At 56.8% G+C, this 25303-nt stretch carries 19 protein-coding genes and 3 rRNA genes; 5 read left to right on the top strand and 17 right to left on the bottom strand.

Annotated elements, in window-relative coordinates; translation table 11 throughout:
- Positions 1-28 precede the first annotated feature (28 nt).
- Positions 29-925: a type III pantothenate kinase gene (locus tag MTP37_RS01670; protein WP_249237925.1), complete on the bottom strand. Its 897-nt coding sequence runs from the start codon at positions 923-925 to the stop codon at positions 29-31.
- Positions 926-1237: 312 nt separating this feature from the next.
- Between MTP37_RS01670 and coaBC the strand changes: the two genes are divergently transcribed.
- Positions 1238-2434 (top strand): bifunctional phosphopantothenoylcysteine decarboxylase/phosphopantothenate--cysteine ligase CoaBC, encoded by a 1197-nt coding sequence (gene coaBC, locus MTP37_RS01665; RefSeq protein ID WP_249237924.1) that lies wholly within the window; start codon positions 1238-1240, stop codon positions 2432-2434.
- A gap of 235 nt (positions 2435-2669) precedes the next feature.
- On the top strand, positions 2670-4052 hold the full coding sequence (gene murC, locus MTP37_RS01660) for a UDP-N-acetylmuramate--L-alanine ligase (protein WP_249237923.1): 1383 nt from the start codon (positions 2670-2672) through the stop codon (positions 4050-4052).
- Between the two features lie 56 nt (positions 4053-4108).
- On the opposite strand, the gene MTP37_RS01655 is transcribed toward murC, so the two are convergent.
- From MTP37_RS01655 to MTP37_RS01630, 6 genes are all read right to left on the bottom strand, one after another.
- Positions 4109-5050, bottom strand: a complete 942-nt coding sequence (locus MTP37_RS01655; protein ID WP_249237922.1) for a histidine kinase dimerization/phospho-acceptor domain-containing protein — start codon at positions 5048-5050, stop codon at positions 4109-4111.
- Entirely contained in the window at positions 5032-5712 is a 681-nt protein-coding gene (locus MTP37_RS01650; RefSeq protein ID WP_249237921.1) for a response regulator transcription factor, read from the bottom strand. Before MTP37_RS01650 ends, MTP37_RS01655 begins: the two co-directional genes overlap by 19 nt.
- Positions 5713-5716: 4 nt before the next feature.
- Complete coding sequence (locus MTP37_RS01645) at positions 5717-6580, bottom strand: TraX family protein (protein ID WP_249237920.1); 864 nt, start codon at positions 6578-6580, stop codon at positions 5717-5719.
- A gap of 140 nt (positions 6581-6720) precedes the next feature.
- Positions 6721-6837, bottom strand: a 5S ribosomal RNA gene (gene rrf, locus MTP37_RS01640).
- A 127-nt stretch (positions 6838-6964) separates the two neighbouring features.
- A 23S ribosomal RNA gene (locus MTP37_RS01635) occupies positions 6965-9799 on the bottom strand.
- 279 nt (positions 9800-10078) lie between these two features.
- Positions 10079-11589 (bottom strand): 16S ribosomal RNA (locus MTP37_RS01630).
- Together the 16S, 23S and 5S rRNA genes form the textbook arrangement of a ribosomal RNA operon.
- Positions 11590-12217: 628 nt before the next feature.
- Here MTP37_RS01630 and aroD point away from each other — a divergent pair.
- Positions 12218-12973: a type I 3-dehydroquinate dehydratase gene (aroD, locus tag MTP37_RS01625; protein ID WP_249237919.1), complete on the top strand. Its 756-nt coding sequence runs from the start codon at positions 12218-12220 to the stop codon at positions 12971-12973.
- 18 nt (positions 12974-12991) lie between these two features.
- A complete protein-coding gene (locus tag MTP37_RS01620) occupies positions 12992-13276 on the top strand; it encodes a hypothetical protein (protein WP_249237918.1) in 285 nt (94 codons plus the stop codon).
- 68 nt (positions 13277-13344) lie between these two features.
- Here the strand turns inward: MTP37_RS01620 and MTP37_RS01615 are convergent, their stop codons facing one another.
- The 9 genes from MTP37_RS01615 to MTP37_RS01575 all read right to left on the bottom strand — a co-directional run bounded on the left by MTP37_RS01615 (position 13345) and on the right by MTP37_RS01575 (position 22678).
- A complete protein-coding gene (locus MTP37_RS01615) occupies positions 13345-14556 on the bottom strand; it encodes an NADP-dependent isocitrate dehydrogenase (protein ID WP_005937607.1) in 1212 nt (403 codons plus the stop codon).
- Between the two features lie 79 nt (positions 14557-14635).
- A complete protein-coding gene (locus MTP37_RS01610; protein ID WP_249237917.1) occupies positions 14636-15823 on the bottom strand; it encodes a pyridoxal phosphate-dependent aminotransferase in 1188 nt (395 codons plus the stop codon).
- Positions 15824-15842: 19 nt separating this feature from the next.
- Entirely contained in the window at positions 15843-17024 is a 1182-nt protein-coding gene (locus tag MTP37_RS01605; RefSeq protein WP_249237916.1) for a cation diffusion facilitator family transporter, read from the bottom strand.
- 183 nt (positions 17025-17207) lie between these two features.
- Positions 17208-18848, bottom strand: a complete 1641-nt coding sequence (ptsP, locus tag MTP37_RS01600; protein ID WP_249237915.1) for a phosphoenolpyruvate--protein phosphotransferase — start codon at positions 18846-18848, stop codon at positions 17208-17210.
- Between the two features lie 105 nt (positions 18849-18953).
- Positions 18954-19217, bottom strand: coding sequence for an HPr family phosphocarrier protein (locus tag MTP37_RS01595; RefSeq protein WP_249237914.1), 264 nt, complete (start codon positions 19215-19217; stop codon positions 18954-18956).
- A 112-nt stretch (positions 19218-19329) separates the two neighbouring features.
- The gene (locus MTP37_RS01590; RefSeq protein ID WP_249237913.1) at positions 19330-19503 is read right to left on the bottom strand and encodes a hypothetical protein; all 174 of its coding nucleotides are present in this window, start codon (positions 19501-19503) and stop codon (positions 19330-19332) included.
- 8 nt (positions 19504-19511) lie between these two features.
- Complete coding sequence (locus MTP37_RS01585; protein WP_249237912.1) at positions 19512-20162, bottom strand: DUF4830 domain-containing protein; 651 nt, start codon at positions 20160-20162, stop codon at positions 19512-19514.
- A 482-nt stretch (positions 20163-20644) separates the two neighbouring features.
- Entirely contained in the window at positions 20645-21487 is an 843-nt protein-coding gene (locus MTP37_RS01580; protein WP_249237911.1) for a Cof-type HAD-IIB family hydrolase, read from the bottom strand.
- An 18-nt stretch (positions 21488-21505) separates the two neighbouring features.
- The gene (locus MTP37_RS01575; RefSeq protein ID WP_249237910.1) at positions 21506-22678 is read right to left on the bottom strand and encodes a glycoside hydrolase family 25 protein; all 1173 of its coding nucleotides are present in this window, start codon (positions 22676-22678) and stop codon (positions 21506-21508) included.
- 337 nt (positions 22679-23015) lie between these two features.
- Between MTP37_RS01575 and MTP37_RS01570 the strand changes: the two genes are divergently transcribed.
- Positions 23016-24074 carry a PTS transporter subunit IIC gene (locus MTP37_RS01570; protein ID WP_249237909.1) on the top strand — a complete coding sequence of 353 codons (1059 nt, stop codon included), beginning with the start codon at positions 23016-23018 and terminating at the stop codon, positions 24072-24074.
- Positions 24075-24780: 706 nt separating this feature from the next.
- Here the strand turns inward: MTP37_RS01570 and MTP37_RS01565 are convergent.
- The gene (locus tag MTP37_RS01565) at positions 24781-25290 is read right to left on the bottom strand and encodes an NUDIX hydrolase (protein WP_249237908.1); all 510 of its coding nucleotides are present in this window, start codon (positions 25288-25290) and stop codon (positions 24781-24783) included.
- Positions 25291-25303 lie beyond the last annotated feature (13 nt).

The raw sequence follows: 25303 nt of genomic DNA, 5'->3' as shown, positions 1-25303 counted from the left end.
TTTTTTCTCCCTATCCTATCGTCCCGCATCAGCCTGCCAGCGCTTCCGGCTCGCGGCGGGTGCGCTTTTTGCTGTAGGAGCGCTGTTTCGCGTGGCCGTGCTGGTTCTGCTTGGCATAATGCCTGCCGCCGCCCGCACTGTGACGCGGCGGCTGCGGCGCGTTGAGCTGGTACAAAAGGGCCAGACCCTTCATCAGCAGCTCCGGGTCGTAGGTCAGCGCATGGCGGCACAGCGGCGTCACATATTTTGCCAGCCCTCCTGTTACCACCAGTGTCGCCGGGCAGCCCAGCTCTTCCTCTATGCGCTGCACCATGCCGTCGATGAGCACAGCGGTGCCCATCACGGAACCGGACAGCATGCATTTTTCGGTGTTGGTGCCAATGGCACTTCTGGGCGAGCCCAGATGCACCTGCGGCAGCTGGGCACAGCGGTCGCCCAGTGCCCGCAGCCCGGTGGAAAGCCCCGGGCAGATGACACCGCCCCGGAATACCCGGTTTTCATCCACCACATTAAAGGTCGTGGCGGTGCCAAGGTCCACCGTGACCACCGGCAGCGGGAAATTTGCTGCCGCGTAGGCCGCATCCACCAACCTGTCCTTACCCACGGCATGGGGTTCATCCACCCCCATGGTCAGGCCCGTGTGGATCTCCGGTGATATGATGACCGGCTTCCTGCCGGTGTAATGACGGGCGCACTCTGCCAGCGCCCCCGTGATCTGGGGCACCACGCTGGTGAGCACAGCGCCCTCAAACCGCATGGGCCGTTCCGGGTGGCGGCGATGCGCAAAAATTTTATCCATTTCGGCACGATATTCTGCAGCCGTGCGGGTGCGCACCGTGTCCATGCGCGCCACAAAGCATACACGTCCGTCCCGAATGCCCCCAAGGGCGACGGTGGTGTTGCCTATATCAATGGCTAAGATCATAATTCTGTTTTCCCTTTATAACGCGGCAGTATCCGGCAGGACGGCGGGGAGTTTCTCCGGCGAACGTCCTGGGGGTGGGACCCTGCTGCCGCAGGCAGCAGGGCGGGACTGGAGTCCCGGGCTGTTCGCGGAGAAAGCTCCCCGATGGCCTGCCCCTCACCGCAGTCTGTCCATTCTTTGTCAAGCTGTATTTTACCGCATTTTGCCCCCAGTTACAAGCCCGTACAAAGATTTTGTTGTGCTGGCGGAACTTTTGCATTATACTAGGGTAAGAAATGTGGAAACAGTACGTTTTTGCAGGAGGTTTGACCAATGGATCTGAACGGAAAATGCGTCCTTCTGGGCGTAAGCGGCGGCATTGCCGCCTATAAAATGGCCAATGTGGCCAGCGCACTGCGCAAGCTGGGAGCCGATGTGGAGGTCATCATGACCCGGAACGCCACCCAGTTCATCACTCCCCTCACCTTTGAAACACTCACCGGCCACAAATGCATGGTGGATACCTTTGACCGCGATTTCAAGTTTGAAGTCACCCACATCTCGCTGGCCAAAAAGGCAGATGTGATCCTTGTAGCACCGGCCACCGCCAACGTCATCGCCAAAATGGCCCACGGCATCGCCGACGACATGCTCACCACCGTGGTGCTGGCGGCAAAGTGCCCCAAGCTGGTCTCTCCGGCCATGAACACCGGCATGCTGGAAAACCCCATCACGCAGGATAACCTTGCCACGCTGCAGCGGTACGGCTTTACGGTGATCCCCTCCGAGAGCGGCGTGCTGGCCTGCAAGGATGTGGGCAGCGGACGTCTGCCCAAGGAGGATGTGCTGCTTGAATACATCCTGCACACCATCGCCCGCCCCAAAGACCTTGCCGGTCTGCGCATTGCCGTCACCGCCGGCCCCACGCAGGAAGCGCTGGACCCGGTGCGGTACCTGACCAATCACTCCACCGGTAAGATGGGCTACGCCCTTGCCCGGGCTGCCGCCATGCGCGGCGCGGATGTCACCCTCATCCACGGCGAGACCGCTCTGCAGCCGGTCCGCTTCACCACCGATGTGCCCGTGACCACCGCCCAGCAGATGTACGAGGCCGTCACCAGCCGCTTTGAGGACACAGATGTTCTCATCATGGCCGCTGCCGTAGCCGACTACCGCCCCGCTGCCGTAGCAAATGACAAGATCAAGAAAAAAGACGGCGACATGTCCATTCCTCTGGAACGCACGCCGGATATTCTGGGCACCATCGGCCCCCGGAAGGCCCACCAGTTCCTGTGTGGTTTTTCCATGGAGACCCGCGACCTTGTGGAAAACTCCTCTGCAAAGCTCACCCGAAAGAATCTGGATATGGTGGTGGCAAATAATCTCAAGGTGGCCGGTGCCGGTTTTGGCGTGGACACCAATGTAGTCACCCTCATCACCCCGGACGGTGCCCGGGAGCTTCCGCTGATGAGCAAGGCGGATGTGGCCGACGCCATTCTGGACGAGATCCTGAAGCGGAAAAACAGCTGAGCATCCGGCAAGAGCATCTGCCCCGGCGCAGATGCTCTTTTTATGCCGGAAGGGCCGCTCTGTGCATTTCTTGTACACATATCACAAAATCGCAAAAGGATTTATGGTTCTTTCCGAAAATTCGGGATTACCTGTTTATTTTGTCCGTCAAAAATTATATAATAAGATGTATCCTAATAGAATGGATCGAGCCGGTCTGCTCTGCGGCCGTTATTTATTTGGAGGTTGCCTTACTATGTTCATGTACACCGATTACAACCAGCACCTGCTGGACAATGTAAAAAAGATCCACTTCATTGGCTGCGGCGGCAGCGGCATGTATCCGCTGATCCAGATCCTTGCGGCCAAGGGCTACCAGATCTCCGGCAGCGATGTGCTGGATGGCAGCATCATCCGCTACGAGCGGGAGATGGGCGTCAAGGTCAGTCTGGGCCACAGTGCAGACAATGTCATCGGCACCGATATGGTGGTTTATTCCGCCGCTATTTCCAAGGATAACGTGGAGCTGAATGCCGCTGCCTCCTACGGCATCCCCACCATCGAGCGCAGCGTGCTGCTGGGCTATGTGAGCCGCCTGTACAAGCAGAGCATCTGCGTCTCCGGCACCCACGGCAAGACCACGACCACTTCCATGATCACCACCGCGCTGGAGCTGGCAGGCCGCGACCCGTCCGCTGTCATCGGCGGCAAGCTGCCCCTCATCAACGGCTACGGCAAGGCCGGCAAGGGCGACGACATCGTGATCGAGTCCTGCGAGTTCGCCGAGACCTTCCTCAAGCTGACCCCCTATCTGTCCGTTGTGCTGAACATCGACAACGACCATCTGGATTACTACGGCAGCATGGGCGAACTGAAGTTCGCCTTCAAGCGCTTTGCCCTGATGACCAAGTTCATGATCTTTGCCAATGCGGACGACAAGAACACCATGGATGTCATGTACACGCTGGACCGCCGCGTGCGCACCTTTGGCATCCAGAACGACGGCGATTATCAGGCATTGAACGTGAACGAATACAAGCCCGGCTTCTTTGAGTTCGACCTGAAGGAGTGGAACAAGGTCACCGGCCATATCCGTCTGGCTGTGCCCGGCTACCACAACATTTACAATGCGCTTGCCATGTGTGCCGTCTGCCGCTTCATCGGTCTGACCGTGGAGCAGTGCGCCGATGCCGCCCTGAACTTTAAGGGTGCCGGCCGCCGCTTTGAGGTCTACGGCGAATGCAACGGTGCGTTGGTCGTGGACGATTATGCCCATCACCCCACCGAGCTGCGCGCCACCCTGACCACGGCCAAGGAAATGGGCTATAAGCGGCTGATCGCCGTCCACCAGCCGTTTACATACAGCCGCACCAAGATGCTGTTCAACGACTTTGTGGATGTGCTCAAGATCCCCGACATCACGGTGCTCACTCCCATCATGGGCAGCCGTGAGCCCAACGACCCCAGCATCACCAGCGCAAAGCTGGCTGCCCAGATCCCCGGCTCTGTTCTGGTGAACAGTCTGGAGGAGGCCGCTGATTGGGTCAAGCAGAACGCCCGGGAGGGCGATCTGGTCATCACCCTCGGCTGCGGCGACATCTACAAGGCCAGCAAGATGATGGTGGCTGAGCAGCCGTAATTTTCGCTTATCACAGCAGACAGCCCGGTGCGAAAGGGTTTCGCACCGGGCTGTTTTCATTTTCTCTGTCGATACTTCAAAGGGGTCTGCACCTCGGCACGGATCTTTCCCAGATAGGTGCGGGTCTGCTCTGCACCCTGCAGAATCGCTTCCACCTGCGCCCGCTGTTCCTCAGTCAGGTCATCCTCCGCCAGTAGCTCCGCGTTGCCCTCGATGATGGTCAGCGGCGTTTTCAGCTTGTGGGACAGCTGAATGATCTGCTCCCGCTGCCGCTGCTCCATGTCCCACTGCTTCTGCAGGCTGCCGGTCAATTCATCGCCCATGGTCTGCAATGCCTGCAAAGCGCTCTCATACTCCCGCACCTTCGCACCGGAAAACACGGCGCTGTCCAGATCCTTCCGCGCCACCGCCTGCGCGGCGGCGGTCAGCTTTTCGGTCTCCCGGGTCAGGAAGCGCCCGGTCCTGCGGGTGCTCCACACCACCGCGCCTACCAACAGCAGAATGCCCAGAATGCAGTGCACGGTCTGCATATCCGGCAGCACGCCCCGCAGCGCAGGGTCGGCGTAGGGCACGGCATAGTCAAATTGCAGCAGGCAAACCGTTCCGTCCTGCAATTTCGACGTCATATAATACTGTGTATAGCCAAAATGCCAGTGGGTTTTCCCCTGCCGGTTCTCCATTGCCCGCTGCAAGTGCCCGGCATCCATGTTGGTGGCCAGCACCTCGCTGCTGTCCGGCGCGGCAAACAGGGCGTACCGGCACAAGGAGTCCAGCTGGGTCTCATCAAAGGTGGCGACAGTCATACCCGGCAAAACGTCCTGTGCGGCCTTCTGGCAGGCCTGCGCGGCCTGATTCGCGGGCAGAAACAGCCCGCTGTTCTGGATCCACAACAGTAGCACCAGCAGCCACCCCACCGCGACCAGCAGGCAGGCCAGCGCCGTGCGCACCAGATATTGCAGCAGCACGCTACGCAGAGAAATCAGTCTTCGCTTTTCCATCGGTACCCCACGCCCCATACGGTATTAAGCAGCTTTTCCGGCTCCGGCACGCCCGCCGCCCGCAGCTTTGCCCGGATATTCTTGATGTGCTGGGTCACGGCGGTGTCGTTCGCAGTGCCGTCAATGCCAAAAACTGCTTCGTAAATTTGTTCCTTGGTAAAGGTCTGCCCGGCGTGCAGCGCCAGATACTCGCAGATGGCATACTCCGAGCGGGTCAAGGGCAGCGCCTTCCCCTCTACCGCCGCGCTCCGGGCGGTCAGGTCAAAGGCCACGCCGCTGCGCACCATCCGGTGTGCCGGGGTGCGGCTCTGCCGCCGCAGATGTGCCGCCACCCGCGCCCTCAGCTCAGCCACCCGGAAGGGCTTGGACAAAAAGTCATCTGCCCCGATACCCAGCCCCTCCAGCACAGCGGCCTCATCGGTGCGGGCGCTCAGAAACAGGATGGGCACTTCGGTCAGGCTGCGGATGCGCCGACAGACCGCAAAGCCATCCTCCCCGGGCATCATCACATCCAGCAGAATGCAGTCTGCCCAGCGGCAGAGCGCCTCGGTCAGCGCTCCGCCCGCCTGCCGCGTTTCTACCCGGTGGCCGTCCCGCTCCAGAGTGGTGCGGATCAGCTTGCAGAGCTCCAGATTGTCGTCCACGGCCAGAATATTCGCCACAAGATCACCTCAACACGTTATAAACAAGGCAGGATGCTCCATACAGCAGGTACACATGGGCGGGGTAGAACCAGTAGAACAGCCGCTTATGTCCGCTGCCACGCTGCCCATTGTACAGCAGCATCAGCAGCACCGCCGCTACGCCGAACCACTCGTAGTAGTCGGTGAACATCTGCGTCCACACAAAATCCGCCTGTCTGCAAAGCATCCCAAAGGTCGGCACAAAATCACATAGGAAAATGAGCACGGCCCATGCCGTCAGCTGTACGCGGCGATGCCCCCGCAGGGCATACAGCAGCACACCGCCCAGCAAAAAGCTCCAGCCGCCGTCCGTGATGGTTGTCCACATGGGCAGCGGGCTTGTAATGACAAAGGCCACGATCGTTGAAGCAATGGGCATCTCCTGTACCCCGGGGAAGAGCAGCAGAAATACTACCACCACATACGGCCAGCACAAAACGGCGGCAATGGCGCCAATGCCCTTTGTGAATTTTTTCTCCCGCAGCCAGTCAATGCCCTGCCAGACGATGCACAGCAGCACAAGATCCTGAAAAATAGCATTCTGCGGGTAGAAGCCATCCCCGCGCCGGAAGGCCTTGGCGTAAATCATAAAAAATTCCAGCGCCGCCATGGCTGCGCCGATAGCCCAGATGCGGATAAAATACCGCCTGCGGTCATGGGTATGGGCAAAGCCCTCTACCGTGCAGAACAGAAACAGCGGCGCACTGAGCCGCCCCAGCATACTGAACACCGTCGGGATGCAGCCGGTGAACTCGAAGAAATAATGAATGTGATCCAGTACCATCAGCACCAGTGCAATGGTCTTGAGCTGGGTACCGTCCAGCCCTTTTTTCGTCAATTTTTCCATACAGGCTCTCCTTTCCTTGTGCATTCAGTGTAACAGGAAAATCTGTAGAAAGTATAAGTTTCTGCCTTTATGATACTATTTTTTGCCCCAAAACGCAAACAAAAAAGCCCTAAGACTTTCATCTCAGAGCTTTCTGTTCAAGTCGGCGACTACCTATTTTCACGCGCCGTTTCCAGCGAACTATCTTCGGCACAAGTGAGCTTAACTTCTGTGTTCGGAATGGGAACAGGTGGAACCTCACCGTCATTGACACCGACCGATCTGACTGGCCTAGTATAACATACATGTTGTACTTTGTCCAGTGTTTCTTAGAAGGACGTGCCTTCAAAACTGAATAATCACTGCTAGCATTTTTTCGTTGACTCTCAGAGTCTCAAGCGAATTGTGGTCAAGCCCTCGACCTATTAGTACACGCTTGCTGAATGGATCGCTCCACTTACACATCGTGCCTATCAACCTTGTAGTCTTCAAGGGGTCTTACTTGTTTGAAACAATGGGATATCTTATCTTTGGGTCGGCTTCACGCTTAGATGCTTTCAGCGTTTATCCGATCCGTACATAGTTGCCCAGCTATGCTCTTGGCAGAACAACTGGTGCGCCAGAGGTACGTCCGCTCCGGTCCTCTCGTACTAGGAACAGCTCCCATCAAATATCCTGCGCCCACGACAGATAGGGACCGAACTGTCTCACGACGTTCTGAACCCAGCTCGCGTACCGCTTTAATTGGCGAACAGCCAAACCCTTGGGACCGAATACAGCCCCAGGATGCGATGAGCCGACATCGAGGTGCCAAACCTCCCCGTCGATGTGGACTCTTGGGGGAGATCAGCCTGTTATCCCCAGGGTAACTTTTATCCGTTGAGCGATGGCATTTCCACTCACATACCACCGGATCACTAACTCCAACTTTCGTTACTGCTCGACCCGTCAGTCTCGCAGTTAGGCTCGCTTCTGCGTTTGCACTCTTTTGCTTGATTTCCGTTCAAGCTGAGCGAACCTTTGAACGCCTCCGTTACTCTTTAGGAGGCGACCGCCCCAGTCAAACTGCCCACCTAACAATGTCCCCCGCCTTGATTCAAAGGCGCAGGTTAGAATTCCAATATCGCAAGGATGGTATCCCAACGGCCACTCCACAAGCGCCAAAGCACCTGCTTCCCAGTGTCCCATCTATCCTGTGCATGCAACATCGAAACCCAATATTAGGCTACAGTAAAGCTCCATGGGGTCTTTCCGTCTTGTCGCGGGTAACCGGCATCTTCACCGGTACTACAATTTCGCCGGGCGGGCTGTTGAGACAGTGCCCAAATCATTACGCCTTTCATGCGGGTCAGAACTTACCTGACAAGGAATTTCGCTACCTTAGGACCGTTATAGTTACGGCCGCCGTTCACTGGGGCTTCGATTCAATGCTTGCACATCTCCTCTTAACCTTCCAGCACCGGGCAGGCGTCAGCTCGTATACGTCATCTTTCGATTTAGCACAAACCTGTGTTTTTGGTAAACAGTTGCTTGGGCCGATTCTCTGCGGCTGCATTGCTGCAGCACCCCTTCTCCCGAAGTTACGGGGTCAATTTGCCGAGTTCCTTAACAACCCTTCTCCCGTTGGCCTTAGAATCTTCTTCCTACCTACCTGTGTCGGTTTGCGGTACGGGCACCGCAGAAATACACACAGCTTTTCTCGCCATCTTCCATCCCGGACTTCGGTACTAACTTCCCTCGATCGCTACCGGAACCAACACCCGGCTCCGAGACTTCATATGTGTCCCTGTGCTTAACTCTTTTGGTGGTGACGGAATCTCTACCGTCTGTGCATCGGCTACGCCGTTAGGCCTCACCTTAGCTCCCGACTAACCTGGAGCGGACGAACCTTCCTCCAGAAACCTGAGGCTTTCGGCCATGCAGATTCTCACTGCATTCGCGCTACTCATTCCGGCATTCTCACTTCTATACACTCCACAGCCGCTTACGCTACTGTTTCACCGCGTATACAACGCTCCCCTACCCAATACATTGCTGTATTGCCTAAGCTTCGGTGTCAGGTTTAGCCCCGTTAAATTCTCCGCGCAAAGACGCTCGACCAGTGAGCTATTACGCACTCTTTGAATGAGTGGCTGCTTCTGAGCCAACATCCTGGTTGTCTGCGTATCTTCACATCGTTTTCCACTTAACCTGACTTTGGGACCTTAGCTGTAGATCTGGGCTGTTTCCCTTTTGACAATGACATTTATCTGACACTGTCTGACTCCCAAGCATCAATACTCTGGCATTCTGAGTTTGATAAGCTTCGCTAACCTCTCGGCCGCTAGGCTATTCAGTGCTTTACCTCCAGGTATCTAACTTGAGGCTAGTCCTAAAACTATTTCGGGGAGAACCAGCTATCTCCGGGTTCGATTGGAATTTCTCCGCTACCCACAGTTCATCCGCCGCCTTTTCAACGGAGGTCGGTTCGGTCCTCCATGGAATTTTACTTCCACTTCAACCTGACCATGGGTAGGTCACCCGGTTTCGGGCCCATTATATGCAACTTAACGCCCTTTTCAAACTCGCTTTCGCTTCGGCTCCAGACCTTAAGTCCTTAACCTTGCTGCATACAATCGCTCGCCGGACCGTTCTACAAAAAGTACCCTATCACGCTTTGACGCGCTCTAGGTGCTTGTAGGCACAGGGTTTCAGGTTCTTTTTCACTCCCCTCCCGGGGTGCTTTTCACCTTTCCTTCACAGTACTATACGCTATCGGTCACTGGGTAGTATTTAGGGTTGGAGGGTGGTCCCCCCGTATTCCGACCAGGTTTCACGTGTCTGGCCGTACTCTGGAATTCGCTCGGCTCTTGTCGTTTTCACCTACGTGGTTTTCACACTCTCTGACCGGCCTTCCCATGCCGTTCGGTTAACAACTTAAGTCCTAAATGCGCTCCGTACCCCGAAAGTATTTCTACTCTCGGTTTGCCCTCTTCCGCGTTCGCTCGCCACTACTTACGGAATCTCGTTTGATGTCTCTTCCTCGCCCTACTTAGATGTTTCAGTTCAGGCGGTTCCCTCGATATACCTATTTTGAAGTTCAGTATAACGTACCTGAGTATGAACCCAGGTGAGTTTCCTCATTCAGAAATCTCCGGATCAATGCTTATTTGCAGCTCCCCGAAGCTTATCGCAGCTTATCACGTCTTTCATCGGCTCCCAGTGCCAAGGCATTCGCCCTGCGCCCTTGTTCGCTTGACCTTTCAAACGTTCTCTTGGAACATTTGGTATCCTCTTGATTCTCTCTTGCCAACGAAGATTATTGTTACCCTTCCTTTTGAAATTGTAATATTTCTTAAAAAGAACTTACTATAATCTTTGTTTCGCAGTTATTATTCAGTTTTCAAGGTACGTCTTTGAAGGTTCTTTCAAGCTTTCGCTCTTCAGGGCCCTCAAAATCGAACAATATCTACTCTGCTTGTTTGTTACCTGTCCGAAAGATCGTCATCTTTGATGTCGCTCTTTCGCCTGACTCCTTAGAAAGGAGGTGATCCAGCCGCAGGTTCTCCTACGGCTACCTTGTTACGACTTCACCCCAATCACCAGTTTTACCTTCGGCGGCGTCCTCCTTGCGGTTAGACTACCGACTTCGGGTCCCCCCGGCTCTCATGGTGTGACGGGCGGTGTGTACAAGGCCCGGGAACGTATTCACCGTGGCATGCTGATCCACGATTACTAGCAATTCCGACTTCGTGCAGGCGAGTTGCAGCCTGCAGTCCGAACTGGGACGTTGTTTCTGAGTTTTGCTCCACCTCGCGGTCTTGCTTCTCTTTGTTTAACGCCATTGTAGTACGTGTGTAGCCCAAGTCATAAAGGGCATGATGATTTGACGTCATCCCCACCTTCCTCCGTTTTGTCAACGGCAGTCTGGCCAGAGTCCTCTTGCGTAGTAACTGACCATAAGGGTTGCGCTCGTTGCGGGACTTAACCCAACATCTCACGACACGAGCTGACGACAACCATGCACCACCTGTCTCCTTGCTCCGAAGAGAAATACTGTTTCCAGCATCGTCAAGGGATGTCAAGACTTGGTAAGGTTCTTCGCGTTGCGTCGAATTAAACCACATACTCCACTGCTTGTGCGGGCCCCCGTCAATTCCTTTGAGTTTCAACCTTGCGGTCGTACTCCCCAGGTGGATTACTTATTGTGTTAACTGCGGCACTGAAGGGGTCAATCCTCCAACACCTAGTAATCATCGTTTACGGTGTGGACTACCAGGGTATCTAATCCTGTTTGCTACCCACACTTTCGAGCCTCAGCGTCAGTTGGTGCCCAGTAGGCCGCCTTCGCCACTGGTGTTCCTCCCGATATCTACGCATTCCACCGCTACACCGGGAATTCCGCCTACCTCTGCACTACTCAAGAAAAACAGTTTTGAAAGCAGTTTATGGGTTGAGCCCATAGATTTCACTTCCAACTTGTCTTCCCGCCTGCGCTCCCTTTACACCCAGTAATTCCGGACAACGCTTGTGACCTACGTTTTACCGCGGCTGCTGGCACGTAGTTAGCCGTCACTTCCTTGTTGGGTACCGTCATTATCTTCCCCAACAACAGGAGTTTACAATCCGAAGACCTTCTTCCTCCACGCGGCGTCGCTGCATCAGGGTTTCCCCCATTGTGCAATATTCCCCACTGCTGCCTCCCGTAGGAGTCTGGGCCGTGTCTCAGTCCCAATGTGGCCGTTCAACCTCTCAGTCCGGCTACCGATCGTCGCCTTGGTGGGCCGTTACCTCACCAACTAGCTAATCGGACGCGAGGCCATCTCAAAGCGGATTACTCCTTTTCCCTCTGCTCGATGCCGAGCCGTGGGCTTATGCGGTATTAGCAGTCGTTTCCAACTGTTGTCCCCCTCTTTGAGGCAGGTTCCTCACGCGTTACTCACCCGTTCGCCACTCGCTCGAGAAAGCAAGCTCTCTCTCGCTCGTTCGACTTGCATGTGTTAGGCGCGCCGCCAGCGTTCGTCCTGAGCCAGGATCAAACTCTTTATAAATGATATTTATCACTTAAAAGTGTTAAATCTTGTTCGCTCAGCACGCAATCGCTTGCGTCCTGTGTGAATTACTTTTGGAATTGTTTTAAGTGTTTTTCCAAACACATAAAGGTTCCTTACAAGTTTTTCGATATTGTTCAATTTTCAAGGTCCTGTGCGCCTCAGCCTTGCGGCTGACGACCTGCTTATTGTACCACCGAAGTGGTTTTTTGTCAAGCCTTATTTTTTAGAAGCTTTTGAACTTTCTGAACTTGGAGCGCTTCAAACATCTCAGTGTCAGCTGGTATTTTCTGCGTCTATTGGTTCTTTTCAAGGGCTTCCTGCTAAGGCTTCGGAAGTCATTCTTTTGCCTCAGCGCTTGGCGCTCAAGTATAATACCACACCCCCGCCTCCTTGTCAACACTTTTTTACAGATTTTTTCCATTCTTTTTTGCGTTCACCCCAAAACAGCAGCAAACCGCAGGGAAAACTGTGCCGCAGCTGCGGCGGGCAGTCGCCTGCTCTATAATAAATATAAATACATATATAGTCCTTGTTTTCTTGACAAGGCGGCGGGCAGAACGTATTATGGAGTCATCCCCGTATCCTGTGTAAGGTAGCTATACTTATTCTATAAAGGAGAAGCGCCATGTCCTGTGTCAACATCCGCGGCTGCTGCATCGGTGAGGGCCGCCCCAAAGTTATTATTCCTATTATAGAGCCCACGGAAGCCGCCATTCTGGAAAAGGCCGCCGAGTTTTCCACATTGCGCGCCGATTGTGTGGAATGGCGCATCGATTGCTTTGAAGGTGCAAAAGACTTTCCGTCCATCGTGCACTGCGCTGCAAAGCTTCGCGTTGTCTTGAAGGACAAACTGCTTCTTTTCACTTTCCGCACAAAGGCCGAGGGCGGCAAAGTCGCTCTGGCTCACGAAGAGTATCTTCATTTTATCCGCACCGTTCTTGCCACCGACTGCGCCGATCTGATCGACATTGAATTTTTCACTGCGGGCGCAGAGCTTCCTGCGCTGATCGAAGAAGCCCACACCGCCGGGGCTGCAGTGGTGTGTTCCAGCCACGACTTCCATAAAACACCTCCTCGCACGGAGCTTGTCTCCCGCATGCTGCAGATGCAGCGGGCCGGTGCCGACCTGCCCAAACTGGCTGTGATGCCCCAGAGCCGCACCGACGTGCTGGAGCTTCTGGCTGCCACCGCTGAAATGGCCGACCGGCATCCGGAAACACCGGTCATCACCATGAGCATGGGAGCGCTGGGCGCGGTGAGCCGTCTGGCTGGGGAGACTTTCGGCTCTGCCATGACCTTTGCCAACCCCGGGCAGGCCAGTGCCCCGGGGCAGGTTTCGCTGGAGGTCGTAAACGAAGTATTGGATGCACTGCATTTATAAATCCAGAAAGGAGCTTTTATGAAAAAGCAGTATTCTGCTCTCTCAGAACTTCTTTTGCGAAGTATTTTTTACACGCTTATCAATTATGTGCTTCTCAGCATGGTGCTGTCTTTTCGGCTTCATTGGAGCTCCATTCTGTTTTCTGCTGCCATGCTGTGGTTTGCCTTGGATTATTCAAAGGCCATCCAGCAGTTGACCGGCAAACGGCTTCTCGCAGACCTTTTGTGGCTTAGTTGCATTCTCATCAGCACATTTATTGCATTCTTTGTCGGGTACATTCAAGGCTCGTTCGCATCATTTTAACGAAAAAGACCGGAGCTGTAGGTCGCACTTACAGTTCCGGTCTTTCTTTTTATGTCACAAAGAGATGATTATGCCAGCTTGGCTTCCAGACGGGTGCGGATGGCCTTGATAAAGCCCTCGCTGTCCACGGCGGTGGGGGTGATGCCCTCAGCCAGACCGCACAGGTCTTTCGTCATGATGCCGTCGTTCAGAGTCTGCAGGCTGGCAGCTTCCAGTGCTTCGCCAAACTTCACCAGCTCCGGCAGGCCGTCCAGTTCACCGCGCTTCTTGAACGCGCCGGACCATGCAAAGATGGTAGCCATGGGATTGGTGGAGGTCTTTTCGCCCTTCAGATACTTATAGTAATGGCGGGTGACAGTGCCGTGGGCGGCCTCGAACTCGTACTTGCCGTCCGGGCTGACCAGCACGCTGGTCATCATAGCCAGAGAGCCAAAGGCGGTGGAGACCATATCGCTCATCACGTCGCCGTCGTAGTTCTTGCAGGCCCAGACAAAGCCGCCCTCGCTGCGAATGACGCGGGCAACGATATCGTCGATAAGACTGTAGAAGTAGGTGATGCCTGCAGCCTCGAACTTTGCCTTATACTCGGCATCGTACACCTCCTGGAAGATATCCTTGAAGGTGTGGTCGTACTTCTTGGAGATGGTATCCTTTGCGCCGAACCACAGGTCCTGCTTCACATCCAGTGCGTAGTTGAAGCAGCTGCGGGCAAAGCTGCGGATGGAATCGTCCTTGTTGTACTGGCCCTGCAGAACGCCTGCGCCCTCAAAATCAAAGACGGTGGCACGCTGCTCAGAGCCATCGGCACCGGTGAACACCAGTTCAGCCTTGCCGGCGCCCGGGATGCGGAACTCGGTGCACTTGTACACATCGCCGTAGGCGTGGCGGGCAATGGTGATGGGCTTTTTCCAGTTTTTGACCACCGGCTTGATGCTGTCGATCATGATGGGTGCACGGAACACGGTGCCGTCCAGCACCGCGCGGATGGTGCCGTTGGGGCTCTTCCACATTTCGTGCAGCTTGTACTCGTCCATGCGCTGGGCGTTGGGGGTGATGGTGGCACACTTGACCGAAACGCCGTACTTCTTGTTGGCAAGGGCGGCATCCATGGTCACCTTATCTGCGGTAGCGTCGCGGTTGGGCAGGCCCAGATCATAGTATTCGGTCTTGAGGTCCACAAACGGAAGGATCAGTTCGTCCTTGATCATCTTCCACAGAATGCGGGTCATTTCGTCGCCGTCCATCTCGACGAGGGGCGTGGTCATTTTGATCTTTTCCATAGCAGAGTTCCCTTTCCTCTCTTGCGGTTTGTTTTCAGCCCCGCGCAGCCGATCGCCGCGCCGGAGCGGTTCGGCTTGTTTATTTGCGGTAGGCCGCCGCCAGCTTTTCAAGGGCCGGCAGGCTGCGCTGTACCTTCTCGGTGTCGATGCAGTAGGCAAGGCGCACATAGCCCTTGACGCCAAAGCTGTCGCTGGGCACCAGCAGCAGGTCAAACTCCCGGGCCTTTCTGCAGAAGGCGTTGGCGTCCTCTTCCAGCGCCTTCGGGAAAATGTAGAAGGTGCCGCCGGGACGCTCCACCTCAAAGCCCAGCGCGGTGAGCTTATCGTACAACAGGTTCATGTTGGTCTCATACACGCTCAGATCGCTGGTCACATCCTGACAGCGGCTTACGGCCCGCTGGATGATGCTGGGCGGGCAGTTGTGGCCGGTGAAGCGGGAGATCTGGGCCATCATGTCCACAAGGATGTCCTCGCCTTCACAGCCCGGACGCACCGCCACATAACCAAGGCGCTCGCCGGGCAGGCTCAGGCTCTTGGAATAGGAGAAGCAGGTGAGAGTGTGGGGGTAGAAGGCCGCCGGGTAAGGCACCTTTTTGCCGTCAAATGCGATATCCCGGTAGGGCTCATCGCTGACAAGGAAGATGTTGTGGCCGAATGCCCGGCTCTTTTCGGTCAGGATCTCTGCCATGCGGGTGAGCGTCCCGGCAGAGTAGACCACACCGGTGGGGTTGTTGGGGGTATTGATGAGCACCGCCGTCACCTTCTCGGTGAGCATCTGTTCAAAGGCATCCAGATTGGGCTGGAAGGTCGGTGCCTGCGGCGGCACCACCTTGAGCACCGCCCCGGTGCCCGCCACATAGGGGCCGTACTCCGGAAAGTAGGGTGCAAAGGTCAGCACCTCATCGCCGGGCCGGGTCACTGCGCGGATGGCATGGGCGATGGCACCCGCCGCACCGGTGGTGGGGAAGATGTGCTTCTGCTCATAGGGCAGGCCAAAGGTCTTTGTCAGGTGCGCTGCCACATCGGTGCGGAAGCCCGGGTCGCCCTGACTGGGGCAGTAGCCGTGCAGGTTTACCGGTTCCTCGTTGGCCAGCAGGTCCTGCATGGCGGCAGTGAACTCCTTCGGGCAGGGCACGCTGGGGTTGCCCAGCGAGTAATCGAACACATTCTCATATCCGATCTCTGCGGCACGCTGTTTGCCGTACATGAAGGTCTCGCGGATGACGCTCTTATTGCCGAGCATCGCGCGGTAGGTCTCATTCAGCATAATACTTCCCCCTGAGAGTTTATTTGTGGGCAGCCGTATAGCTCTGCTCCACCTTGATGATGCAGCTGTAGGCTGCATCCTGTTCCTTGATGAACTGTTCCAGCTGAGTCAGCAGTTCTACCTTATCCCCTGCATAGCCTGCCGGCAGCACCAGATCGAACAGCACGTTGGTGTGGGTCCTGCCCGGCACGATGCGCAGATCGTGCAGAGAAAGCTCCGGGTCCATCTGACGCAGCTTTTCGGTCAGACGGGCACGCAGCACCCCCACTGCGGCGTCCGAGGTGACGATGGGATCGTAGTGGATGGTCACCATGAGGTTGTCGTTTTTAAAGAAGTCCCGTTCGATGTTGTCGATCAGGTCGTGTGCCTCCAGCGGGTCCTGCTCGGCGGGCAGCTCCACATGCAGGGAGGCGAACTGGTGTCCCGGGCCGTAGTCGTGCACCATCAGGTCATGCATTCCCAGCACGCCGGGATAGGAGAGCACCTTCTGCTCGATGTGGTCCACCAGATCCTCGCTGGGGCTTTCGCCCAGCAGCGGGCTGAGCGTATCCATCACAAGGCCCCAGCCGGAGATCAGGATGAACGCCGCCACGCCTACGCCCATCAGACCGTCCAGCACATCCCAGCCGGTCACGCGGCACAGCACTGCGGCAATGAGCACCGCGCCGGTGCTCAACACATCGTTGCGGCTGTCGGCAGCAGTGGCAATGAGGGTCTCGGAGCCGATGATGCGCCCGATGGTGCGATTGAAGCCGCTCATCCACAGCTTGACGAGGATGGACGCCGCCAGCACTGCCACCGTGAGCCAGCTGAACATCACCGGGGTGGGGTGCAGCACCTTGACCACCGATTCCTTCAGCAGCGAAAAGCCGATGCCGAGAATGGTCACGCTGACTGCCAGCCCCGCCAGATATTCATACCGGGCATGGCCAAAGGGGTGCTCTGCGTCCGGGGCCTTGGCGGCCAGCTTGAAGCCCACCAGACTGACCACGTTGGACGAGGCGTCCGACAGGTTGTTCAGGGCATCTGCCATGATGGCAATGGAGCCGAACAGGGTGCCCACGGTCAGCTTGCCCAGACACAGCAGCAGGTTGCACGCCATACCCACCCAGCAGGCAAGGTTGCCATAGGCGGCGCGCACCTTAGGGTCCTGCGCATGGTCGGGCTGACGAATGAAAAGACGGATCAAAAACTGAGTCATAACGGTCCTCCATGGGCAGCGCTGGACACCTGCATACCCGGTTATCGCTTATAGTATAGCATTTCGCTTTATCGTTTTAAAGTATTTTCCGTAAACTTTTGCCCGGTATAGAAAGACCCCGGCAGAGCGGGATGCCCTGTCGGGGAGCTTTATGGGAACGGTAAACCGGGATTCTCGGATGAATTACTTCTCAGAAGGCTTGCTCAGGTCCACGCTGCGGATGATCTTGCGCACCGGCAGGATGCTCTTGGCGTTCATGGACAGCTCGTCCACGCCCATGCGCAGGAAGGTCTCGGTGAGGGCGGTGTCTGCGCCCAGCTCACCGCAGATGCCCACCCAGATGCCGTGGCGGTGGCCCGCCTCAATGGTCATCTTGATGGCGCGCAGCACAGCGGGATGGTGCGGGTTGAAGAACGGCTCCAGCTTTGCGTTCTGGCGGTCCAGCGCGCAGGTGTACTGGGTCAGGTCGTTGGTGCCGATGGAGAAGAAGTCGCACTCAGCAGCCAGCTCGTCCGCGATCAGCACAGCGGCGGGGGTCTCGATCATGGTGCCGACCTCGATGTTCTGACCCATCTTGACACCCTCAGCGGTCAGCTCCGCACGGCACTCTTCCAGAACAGCCTTGGCGTCCTGCAGCTCCCGCAGGCTGGTGATCATGGGGAACATGATGCTCATGTTGCCGTAGGCAGAAGCACGCAGCAGAGCGCGCAGCTGGGTCTTGAAGAAGTCCCTGCGGGTCAGGCAGATGCGGATGGCGCGGTAGCCCAGAGCGGGGTTATCCTCGTGATCCAGCTTCATGTAATCAACGGTCTTATCGGCACCGATGTCGCAGGTGCGGACGACCACCTTGCGGGGAGCCAGACTCTCCACCACCTGCTTGTAGGCCTCGAACTGGTAGTCCTCGGTGGGGAAGTCCTTGCAGTTCAGATAGACGAACTCGGTGCGGAACAGGCCCACGCCGCCGGCGTCGTTCTGCTGCACAGCGCCCACATCGCTCATGCCGCCGATGTTGGCAAAGACATTGATGGTCTTGCCGTCCAGCGTGGTATTGGGCTTGCCCTTCAGCTCCTGCAGCAGGGCCTGCTTCTTCTGATCTTCCTGCTGGCGCTTCTTCAGGCTCTTGAGCAGGTCGGGGGTGGGGTCAACGTAAACGCAGGCATTGTAGCCATCGATGACCGCCATCTTGCCGTCCCAGTCGTCCTGAATATCCTTGCACTGGATCAGGGCGGGGATGTTCATGCTGCGGGCCAGAATGGCAGTGTGGCTGTTGGAGCTGCCCTCCCGGGTGATAAAGCCCAGCAGCAGGCTCTTATCCATGCGGACGGTCTCAGACGGGGCCAGATCCTCCGCGACCAGAATGCTGGGCTCGGTACCCTGCAGGCTGGCATTGTCCACCCCCTGCAGGATGTCCAGCATGGCCTGCGCAATGTCCAGCACATCGGCGCTGCGGGCCTGCAGATACGGGTCGTCCATGGCGGCAAACACCGCAGCCTGATTGTTGCCGGCGGTCTTGACGGCGTACTCGGCGCACATCTTCTGCCCGTTGATGATCTCCTTGATGGCGTCCACAAAGTCGTCGTCATCCAGCATCATGGCGTGGATGTTGAACACCTCGGCGATGTCCTCGCCGGCTTCTGCCAGTGCCTTTTCGTACAGGGCGGTCTGCTGCTCAATGGCCTTCTGGCGGGCAGCTTCAAAACGCTCCAGTTCTGCGGCAGTATCTGCCACAGGGGCGGTGGAAATAGCGGTATCTTTTTTCTTATAGATCTTCAGCTTGCCAATGGCGATGCCATTGAGTACGCTTTTGCCGGTGCCTACCTGCATTGCACACTACTCCTTCTTCATCTGTGCCGGGGCCACACTGCTCCGACAGTCCAAAAAAGCCCCCGCAGCTCACCCGCGAGGGCCTTCCTCATGTTAACTGCGGAATCAGACGTTCTCGGTCAGGAACTTCTGGACAGCTGCAGCTGCAGCTTCCTCATCGTCACCCTCGACCTTGATGGTAACGGTCTCACCCTGCTTGACGCCCATGCCCATCAGAGCCATCAGCTTGCGCATATCACAGCTCTTGCCGTCCTTTTCAAGGGTGACGCTGCTGGCAAAGCCCTTGACGGTCTTGACGAGCAGGCCGGCGGGACGAGCGTGGATGCCGCATGCATCCTTAACGGTATACTGGAATTCCTTCATAATCATTTTCTCCTTACTTAGATCCCGTGCGGCGCTTCTGCACCTGCGCCAGACGCAGCCCAGCTGCGGCACGGTTGATACTTCTATTATAAACCCTAGTCGGAAATTTTTCACCATTTTATATTGCTAATTTTTTATGCAAAATTTTGGTACAATTGAACATACAAATGCGACAAAAATGCACAGATTTCACTTTTTCTTCCGCTTGTGCGCAAATTTTAGGCATTTTGCCCTTTGGCTTTGCAGCAGGAGCCAAAGGCATTTCCAGCTGTCCCCGGTTTTTGCGGGTCATTCCGGTGCTCATTCCACCGGGTAGCCTTCCGCATCCAGCGGCAGTTCTGTATACGGCACCGCCTGCGGGGCAGCGTCCGGCTCACCGGAGGTCTGCTGTGCTTCGTCGGTCAGTTCCTCGTCGTGGCGCTCGCCCCAGTCACCGCTGTAATCCTCGCCGGAGGTCTGCTGTGCTTCTGCCTCTGCCATGGCGGCCTGCATGTCTTTCAGGCCCACCACCACGCCGGAAGGCCGTTCCTGCAGATAGGCCCCCACAGCCTTTTTCTTATACACCAGCAGCACGCCGTAGCGGCTGGTCTCGCCGCTGCTGGCTGCCGGGATCAGGGCCGTCCATTTCTCCACCGTCTTGCCCTTATAGCGAGCAAGATCCATGCCGCTCTGCTGCACCACCCCGTTGAAGGCCGAAAAGCTGTCATCCCATTTGCGGGGGATCTTTACCTTATCTGCCGTGATGGACGCGCCGTCCACATCCAGACCATAGCCGGTGAACCAGGTCTGGATATCCTGCGCGCTCTCGATCCGGTTCACCGCCGCCGAGACCGCAACAGTGCGCTGGCTGATGAACCGGCCCAGAAGAGCGCTGCACACCACCAGTGCGCAGCACATGGCGCCAAGACCCAGTTTTTTCAGGCTCGTTTTGCTCAGTGTAACTACAAACATATCCCCATGCCTCCCCAGCCTGTTTATTGCTCTGAGAACAATTTATTCAGAGTCCGGGCAGGTTATGACGATTTAAAACGCCCACCGCCCCTCTGGCGAAGAGGAACGATTTTCGGTTTTGCCAAGGGCCCCCTCCGTGAGAGGGCTGTCTGCGGAGCAGACTGGAGGAGTTTGATAAGATGCAGTTTCCCTTCACGGCCTCTCCCGTGAAAAAGTAAATCCGAAAAGCCCGCAGGCTTTTCGGATTTACTAATTATAAAATAATATTTCCGCTGATATTGCAACGGCGACGACTGCGGCCTGCGGCCAAAGACTTCCCCCGGCCGGGGGAAGATGTCGCATAGCGACAAAAGAGGGAATGCAGGGAGGAGCTGTTGGGGCCGTGGCCAGCAGGATGCAAGGCCCGCTCAAGGGCCGTAGTAGCCGCTGGGTGCCACAACTCGTCCAGAGCGAAGCGGAGACAATTCTAAATCAAATTTTTCTCAATGCGCCTTCACAAAATCCTCCGGCGAGACTTCGCCGTTCTGGCGGAGCACCTGTTTCAGCACCTGCATCACGCCGTATTCCCGATGGGACGGTGCCAGAAACGGCACCTGCGTCCGCAGCGGCTCGCTGCCATTTTCCATCAGGAAGCCGTACTTTGCGGTGGTGAGCATCTCGGCATCGTTGTAGGTGTCGCCAAAGGCCATCATGCTGTCGGCCGGAATGCCCAGCAGTGCGCCCACCTTCGCCAGTGCTGCGCCCTTGTGCACACCGGGGTTCATCACGTCCACCCAGTTTCTGCCTGCCACCGCCACCGAGAATGCACCGCCATTTCCGGTGTGGAATGCGCCGTAGGTCCGGTCGAAGGCTTTCTGCGAGTCGTCGTTGGGCAGATAGATGGTAAACTTATCCGCCGCCGCTTCCACAGCGGTCAGGTCATCCACGTACTCCACCCGGGTGTAGAAGTTCTTGAACACGGCATCGTATCCTTCATCCCGCTTTTCCGCGTAGGCCGCCTGCAGTCCGCACAAAAGGCCCACATCTCCGGCCTGCTTCGTGCTCCGGGCCAGCTGCCGCCAGCCTTCAGCAGGCATTTCGGACACAAACAGATCCTTGCCCTTCCAGCGGGCTGCACCGCCGTTATCGCCAATGAGGATGATCTCCTCCAGCAATTCCGGGAACATGGTCTCCAACGTATAAAGCGGTCTGCCGCTGGCAGCGGCAAACAGAATGCCCTGCCCGGCCAATGCGCGGATCGTTTCCGCAAAATCCGGCGGGAGCTGGCTGCGTTCGTCCAGAAGGGTCGCATCCATGTCCGACGCGATCAGGCGAATGTGGTCCATAGGTTCCTCACTTATCCCTTATCCAATGTAGCTGATGTTCACATCCATATCGCCCTTATAGCCGGGCAGACGTGCCGTGCAGGTGCCCTGCCACAGTGCGCAGTCGATGGGGCTGCTGGCAACGCCATAATGTGCGTTCCAGATGGTATACTTTTTCAGGCTGTTCAGATTGATACGCTTGCGGTACCACAGGGTAGAGGCGTACACGCCGGGCTTGTAGCCCTGTGCCTTGACCTCCTCACAGAAGGCGATGGCGCACTTGGTGCGGTCCTCCATACCCAGACCGTCTGCGCGGCCGGAGCCGTTGGAAGCGCCGGACGCCTCGGTGTCAAAGAAGATGGGGTAATCCAGCTTGCGGCCGTTCAGCACATAGGCGCAGGCAAAGGCTTCCTCCTTGGCTTCCGCTTCGGTGGTGGCCTGACTGAAGAAGTACACGCCCACCTTCAGGCCTGCGTTCTTCACATTGGTGAAATGTTCCTCAAACATGGGGTCCAGCACCAGCGTACCGGCCGCACCATAACCGCGGTAGCCGATGCGGACGATGACAAAGCTGACGCCTGCCTTTTTGATCTTCGCCCAGTCCACATTTTTCTGATACTTGGAAACATCCACGCCGAAGGTCTTGCCCTTTTCCAGCACGCCGTCCGCATTGAAATAATAGAGTTTATTGTCGATGCACTGGATGCCGGTCACCGGCTTGTTGGTGCTCTGGCTGTAGTAGTAGGTCTTGCCGCCGGAGGTGCGCCAGCCGGAGTAGGCCGGCTCCGGCTGGGTCTCGTCTTTTTTGCCCAGCCAGCCAAACAGGAAATTGAACAGCCAGCTGAAAAAACCGTTCTCATCGCTCAGGTCGATGCACTGAGCTTCGGCGGCATCCATGGCACCGGCATCCAGTGCGGCACGGATCTCCTCCGGGGTCAGTACAACGCTGTTTTCCGGGGTGTGCTGATTCGTGCTGTTTTCTTCGGCTTCTGTGGCCTGTACGGGCGGTGCCTCCGGGTCCTCGGCGGCCAGCTCCGGCGTCTCCGGCTGCAGGGTGGGCATATCCGCCTCCTGCACCGTCCCGGCAGACGCTGCCGCTTTCTCCGGCTGTGCAGCCAGTGCCAGCGGTACGCTCATCGAAAAGGCAAGTGCCGCCACCAGAACTGCCGCCGCACTGCGGACCTTGAACTTGTTCCAGAACATTTTTTTCATGCTGTGCTCCAAACTTTCTGAATTTATCGGGATGCCGCCCTCGCAGAGAGCAGCATTTCATATTTCGGATACGGTTCCAGTATACACCCGCAGACAAGCTTCCGTCAATTGCCGCTCCTGTGCCGTGCGCCCTCTGCGCTGCCCAAGACCCCGTACCAGAAAATGCTCCAAAACAGATACGTCTGCACCGGCAAAAACATTGCACAAAGCCAAAAATTGCAGATATTTCCAGTAAAATCAGCGTTTCATCTTGCTGTCTTGACATGTGTATGGTATTATACTTGACATGCAGTTTTTGCATTGAATCAACCATCTTGAAACAGAAAGGCAGTTTCTCATGTCAAATGTGAAAGATTTCTTAAAACGCAAGGATATCGTCATCACCCCGCAGCGCTATCTCATTGAGGCGCTGGGTGCCATGGCACAGGGCCTGTTTGCCAGCCTGCTGATCGGCACCATCATCAAGACGCTGGGCCAGCAGACCGGTCTGGACGTGCTGGTGGATCTGGGCGGCTACGCCACCGCCATGAGCGGCCCCGCCATGGCCTGTGCCATCGGCTGGGCACTGCACTGCCCGCCGCTGGTGCTGTTCAGCCTGATCACCGTGGGCTATTCGGCCAACGCTCTGGGCGGTGCAGGCGGCCCGCTGGCCGTGCTCATCATCGCCATCGCGGCTTCCGAGCTGGGCAAGGCCGTAAGCAAGGAGACCCGCGTGGACATCCTCGTGACCCCGCTGGTGACCATTTTTTCCGGCGTGGGCCTTTCCATGCTGATCGCCGCCCCCATCGGTGCCGCTGCAAGTCAGGTGGGCACCCTGATCATGTGGGCCACCGAGCAGGCCCCGCTGGTCATGGGCATTCTGGTGTCCGTCATCGTGGGCGTTGCACTGACTCTGCCCATTTCCTCCGCTGCCATCTGCGCCGCGCTGGGTCTGACCGGCCTTGCCGGCGGTGCTGCCGTGGCAGGCTGCTGCGCCCAGATGATCGGCTTTGCCGTGATGAGCTACAAGGAAAACGGTGTGGGCGGTCTGGTGAGTCAGGGCCTTGGCACCAGCATGCTGCAGATGGGCAACATCGTCAAGAACCCCCGCATCTGGATCGCACCCACGCTGGCCAGTGCCATCACCGGCCCGCTGGCTACCTGCGTGTTCCACTTTGAGATGAACGGTGCCGCCGTGTCCTCCGGCATGGGCACCTGCGGTCTGGTGGGCCAGATCGGCGTGTACACCGGCTGGGTCAGCGACATTGCCTCCGGCGCCAAGACCGCCATCACCCCCATGGACTGGGCTGCAATGGTGCTGCTGTGCTTTGTTCTGCCCGCCGTGCTGAGCGTGATCTTCTGCGAGATCGAGCGGAAGATGGGCTGGATCAAAGAGGGCGATCTGAAGCTGAACTAACTTTTAGAATTGTCTCCGCTTCGCTCTGGACGAGTTGTGGCACCCAGCGGCTACTACGGCCCTTGAGCGGGCCTTGCATCCTGCTGGCCACGGCCCCAACAGCTCCTCCCTGCATTCCCTCTTTTGTCGCTATGCGACATCTTCCCCCGGCCGGGGGAAGTCTTTGGCCGCAGGCCGCAGTCGTCGCCGTTGCAATATCAGCGGAAAAATATTTTTATATATAGCAACGCCGGAATGACTGCGGTCATTCCGGCGTTGCCTTTTCACGATAAGGGGCCGGGCGGTGAACAGCCTTTTGCTACCGTCAGCCTGCAGCTGTCGCGCAGCAGATGGAGCACAAACTTGCCCACACGGTTCGTCGCGTAAGCGACTCAAAATCGGCGCAACACAAAAAATCCTCTAGCGCAGCGACTTGGATTTTTTGTATGGAGCCCATCTGCTTTGAGATTATTAAGGGCGAGCAGCCCTTAATTCGTGCCTCCCGCGCCTCGAAAGTAGCGGAGACCTTGCCGCGCTGAACACGCGGCATTTGCTGCGCAAACCGGTCTGCGGCTTAAAAGCCCCACTGGGGCTTTCATGCCCTGCGGGCACCGCCGTCCTTTCTGGTTCTCTTTTGGCACGCAAAAGAGAACGTACCCAGCGGCGATACATTTTTTCAAAAGCCATTAAACCCAACCCACACGACTACGCTCTGCACAGGAAGCGCTCAAACGATCCGTTTCCCGTCCAGCACCGCCTGCGTAAGGGTATCGCCTTCATACACCAGCTTGAGGGAGAAATAAGGCCGGTCCTCATTCAGCAGCCGGAAGAAGATCTTGTCGCCCTCCCAGATGGGCAGGCCGGTCACCTTCTCCTTCGGCACCCATTCCAGCACGCCCTCCCTGCAGGCGCTGTCCCGCACCATTTCGCCTTCCCAGCGGTCGGCGGTATACAGATGGATGAACTCGGTCATGTTGCCCCAAATAAAGGTCAGCAGGCCCCGGGCGCGGAAGCGCTTCAAAGTCAGGCCAGTCTCCTCCTTCACTTCCCGCAGCAGACAGTCCTCCGGGCTTTCAAACCGCTCAAACTTTCCGCCTACACCGATCCATTTGTCGTGGTTGTAGTCGTCCTGCTTTTTGATGCGGTGCAGCATCAGGTAGGCATCCTCCCGTTCCAAATAACACAGCGTGGTGCTGAAAATGGGAAATTCCGGGTTCATGAAGGCTCCTAGATTCATTGCGTTCTCCTTT

The sequence above is a fragment of the Faecalibacterium sp. HTF-F genome, from assembly GCF_023347535.1.
GTDB lineage: Bacteria > Bacillota > Clostridia > Oscillospirales > Ruminococcaceae > Faecalibacterium > Faecalibacterium wellingii.
The sequence above is the reverse complement of the archived record's forward strand: the minus strand, read 5'-3'. Positions and strand labels throughout refer to the sequence as shown.

Excerpts from the sequence above, each read along its gene's own strand:
- MTP37_RS01670 (WP_249237925.1), bottom strand. The coding sequence starts at position 925 with ATGATCTTAGCCATTGATATAGGCAACACCACCGTCGCCCTTGGGGGC.
- coaBC (WP_249237924.1), top strand. The coding sequence starts at position 1,238 with ATGGATCTGAACGGAAAATGCGTCCTTCTGGGCGTAAGCGGCGGCATT.
- murC (WP_249237923.1), top strand. The coding sequence starts at position 2,670 with ATGTTCATGTACACCGATTACAACCAGCACCTGCTGGACAATGTAAAA.
- MTP37_RS01655 (WP_249237922.1), bottom strand. The coding sequence starts at position 5,050 with ATGGAAAAGCGAAGACTGATTTCTCTGCGTAGCGTGCTGCTGCAATAT.
- MTP37_RS01645 (WP_249237920.1), bottom strand. The coding sequence starts at position 6,580 with ATGGAAAAATTGACGAAAAAAGGGCTGGACGGTACCCAGCTCAAGACC.
- aroD (WP_249237919.1), top strand. The coding sequence starts at position 12,218 with ATGTCCTGTGTCAACATCCGCGGCTGCTGCATCGGTGAGGGCCGCCCC.
- MTP37_RS01620 (WP_249237918.1), top strand. The coding sequence starts at position 12,992 with ATGAAAAAGCAGTATTCTGCTCTCTCAGAACTTCTTTTGCGAAGTATT.
- MTP37_RS01615 (WP_005937607.1), bottom strand. The coding sequence starts at position 14,556 with ATGGAAAAGATCAAAATGACCACGCCCCTCGTCGAGATGGACGGCGAC.
- MTP37_RS01610 (WP_249237917.1), bottom strand. The coding sequence starts at position 15,823 with ATGCTGAATGAGACCTACCGCGCGATGCTCGGCAATAAGAGCGTCATC.
- MTP37_RS01605 (WP_249237916.1), bottom strand. The coding sequence starts at position 17,024 with ATGACTCAGTTTTTGATCCGTCTTTTCATTCGTCAGCCCGACCATGCG.
- ptsP (WP_249237915.1), bottom strand. The coding sequence starts at position 18,848 with ATGCAGGTAGGCACCGGCAAAAGCGTACTCAATGGCATCGCCATTGGC.
- MTP37_RS01595 (WP_249237914.1), bottom strand. The coding sequence starts at position 19,217 with ATGATTATGAAGGAATTCCAGTATACCGTTAAGGATGCATGCGGCATC.
- MTP37_RS01590 (WP_249237913.1), bottom strand. The coding sequence starts at position 19,503 with ATGACCCGCAAAAACCGGGGACAGCTGGAAATGCCTTTGGCTCCTGCT.
- MTP37_RS01585 (WP_249237912.1), bottom strand. The coding sequence starts at position 20,162 with ATGTTTGTAGTTACACTGAGCAAAACGAGCCTGAAAAAACTGGGTCTT.
- MTP37_RS01580 (WP_249237911.1), bottom strand. The coding sequence starts at position 21,487 with ATGGACCACATTCGCCTGATCGCGTCGGACATGGATGCGACCCTTCTG.
- MTP37_RS01575 (WP_249237910.1), bottom strand. The coding sequence starts at position 22,678 with ATGAAAAAAATGTTCTGGAACAAGTTCAAGGTCCGCAGTGCGGCGGCA.
- MTP37_RS01570 (WP_249237909.1), top strand. The coding sequence starts at position 23,016 with ATGTCAAATGTGAAAGATTTCTTAAAACGCAAGGATATCGTCATCACC.
- MTP37_RS01565 (WP_249237908.1), bottom strand. The coding sequence starts at position 25,290 with ATGAATCTAGGAGCCTTCATGAACCCGGAATTTCCCATTTTCAGCACC.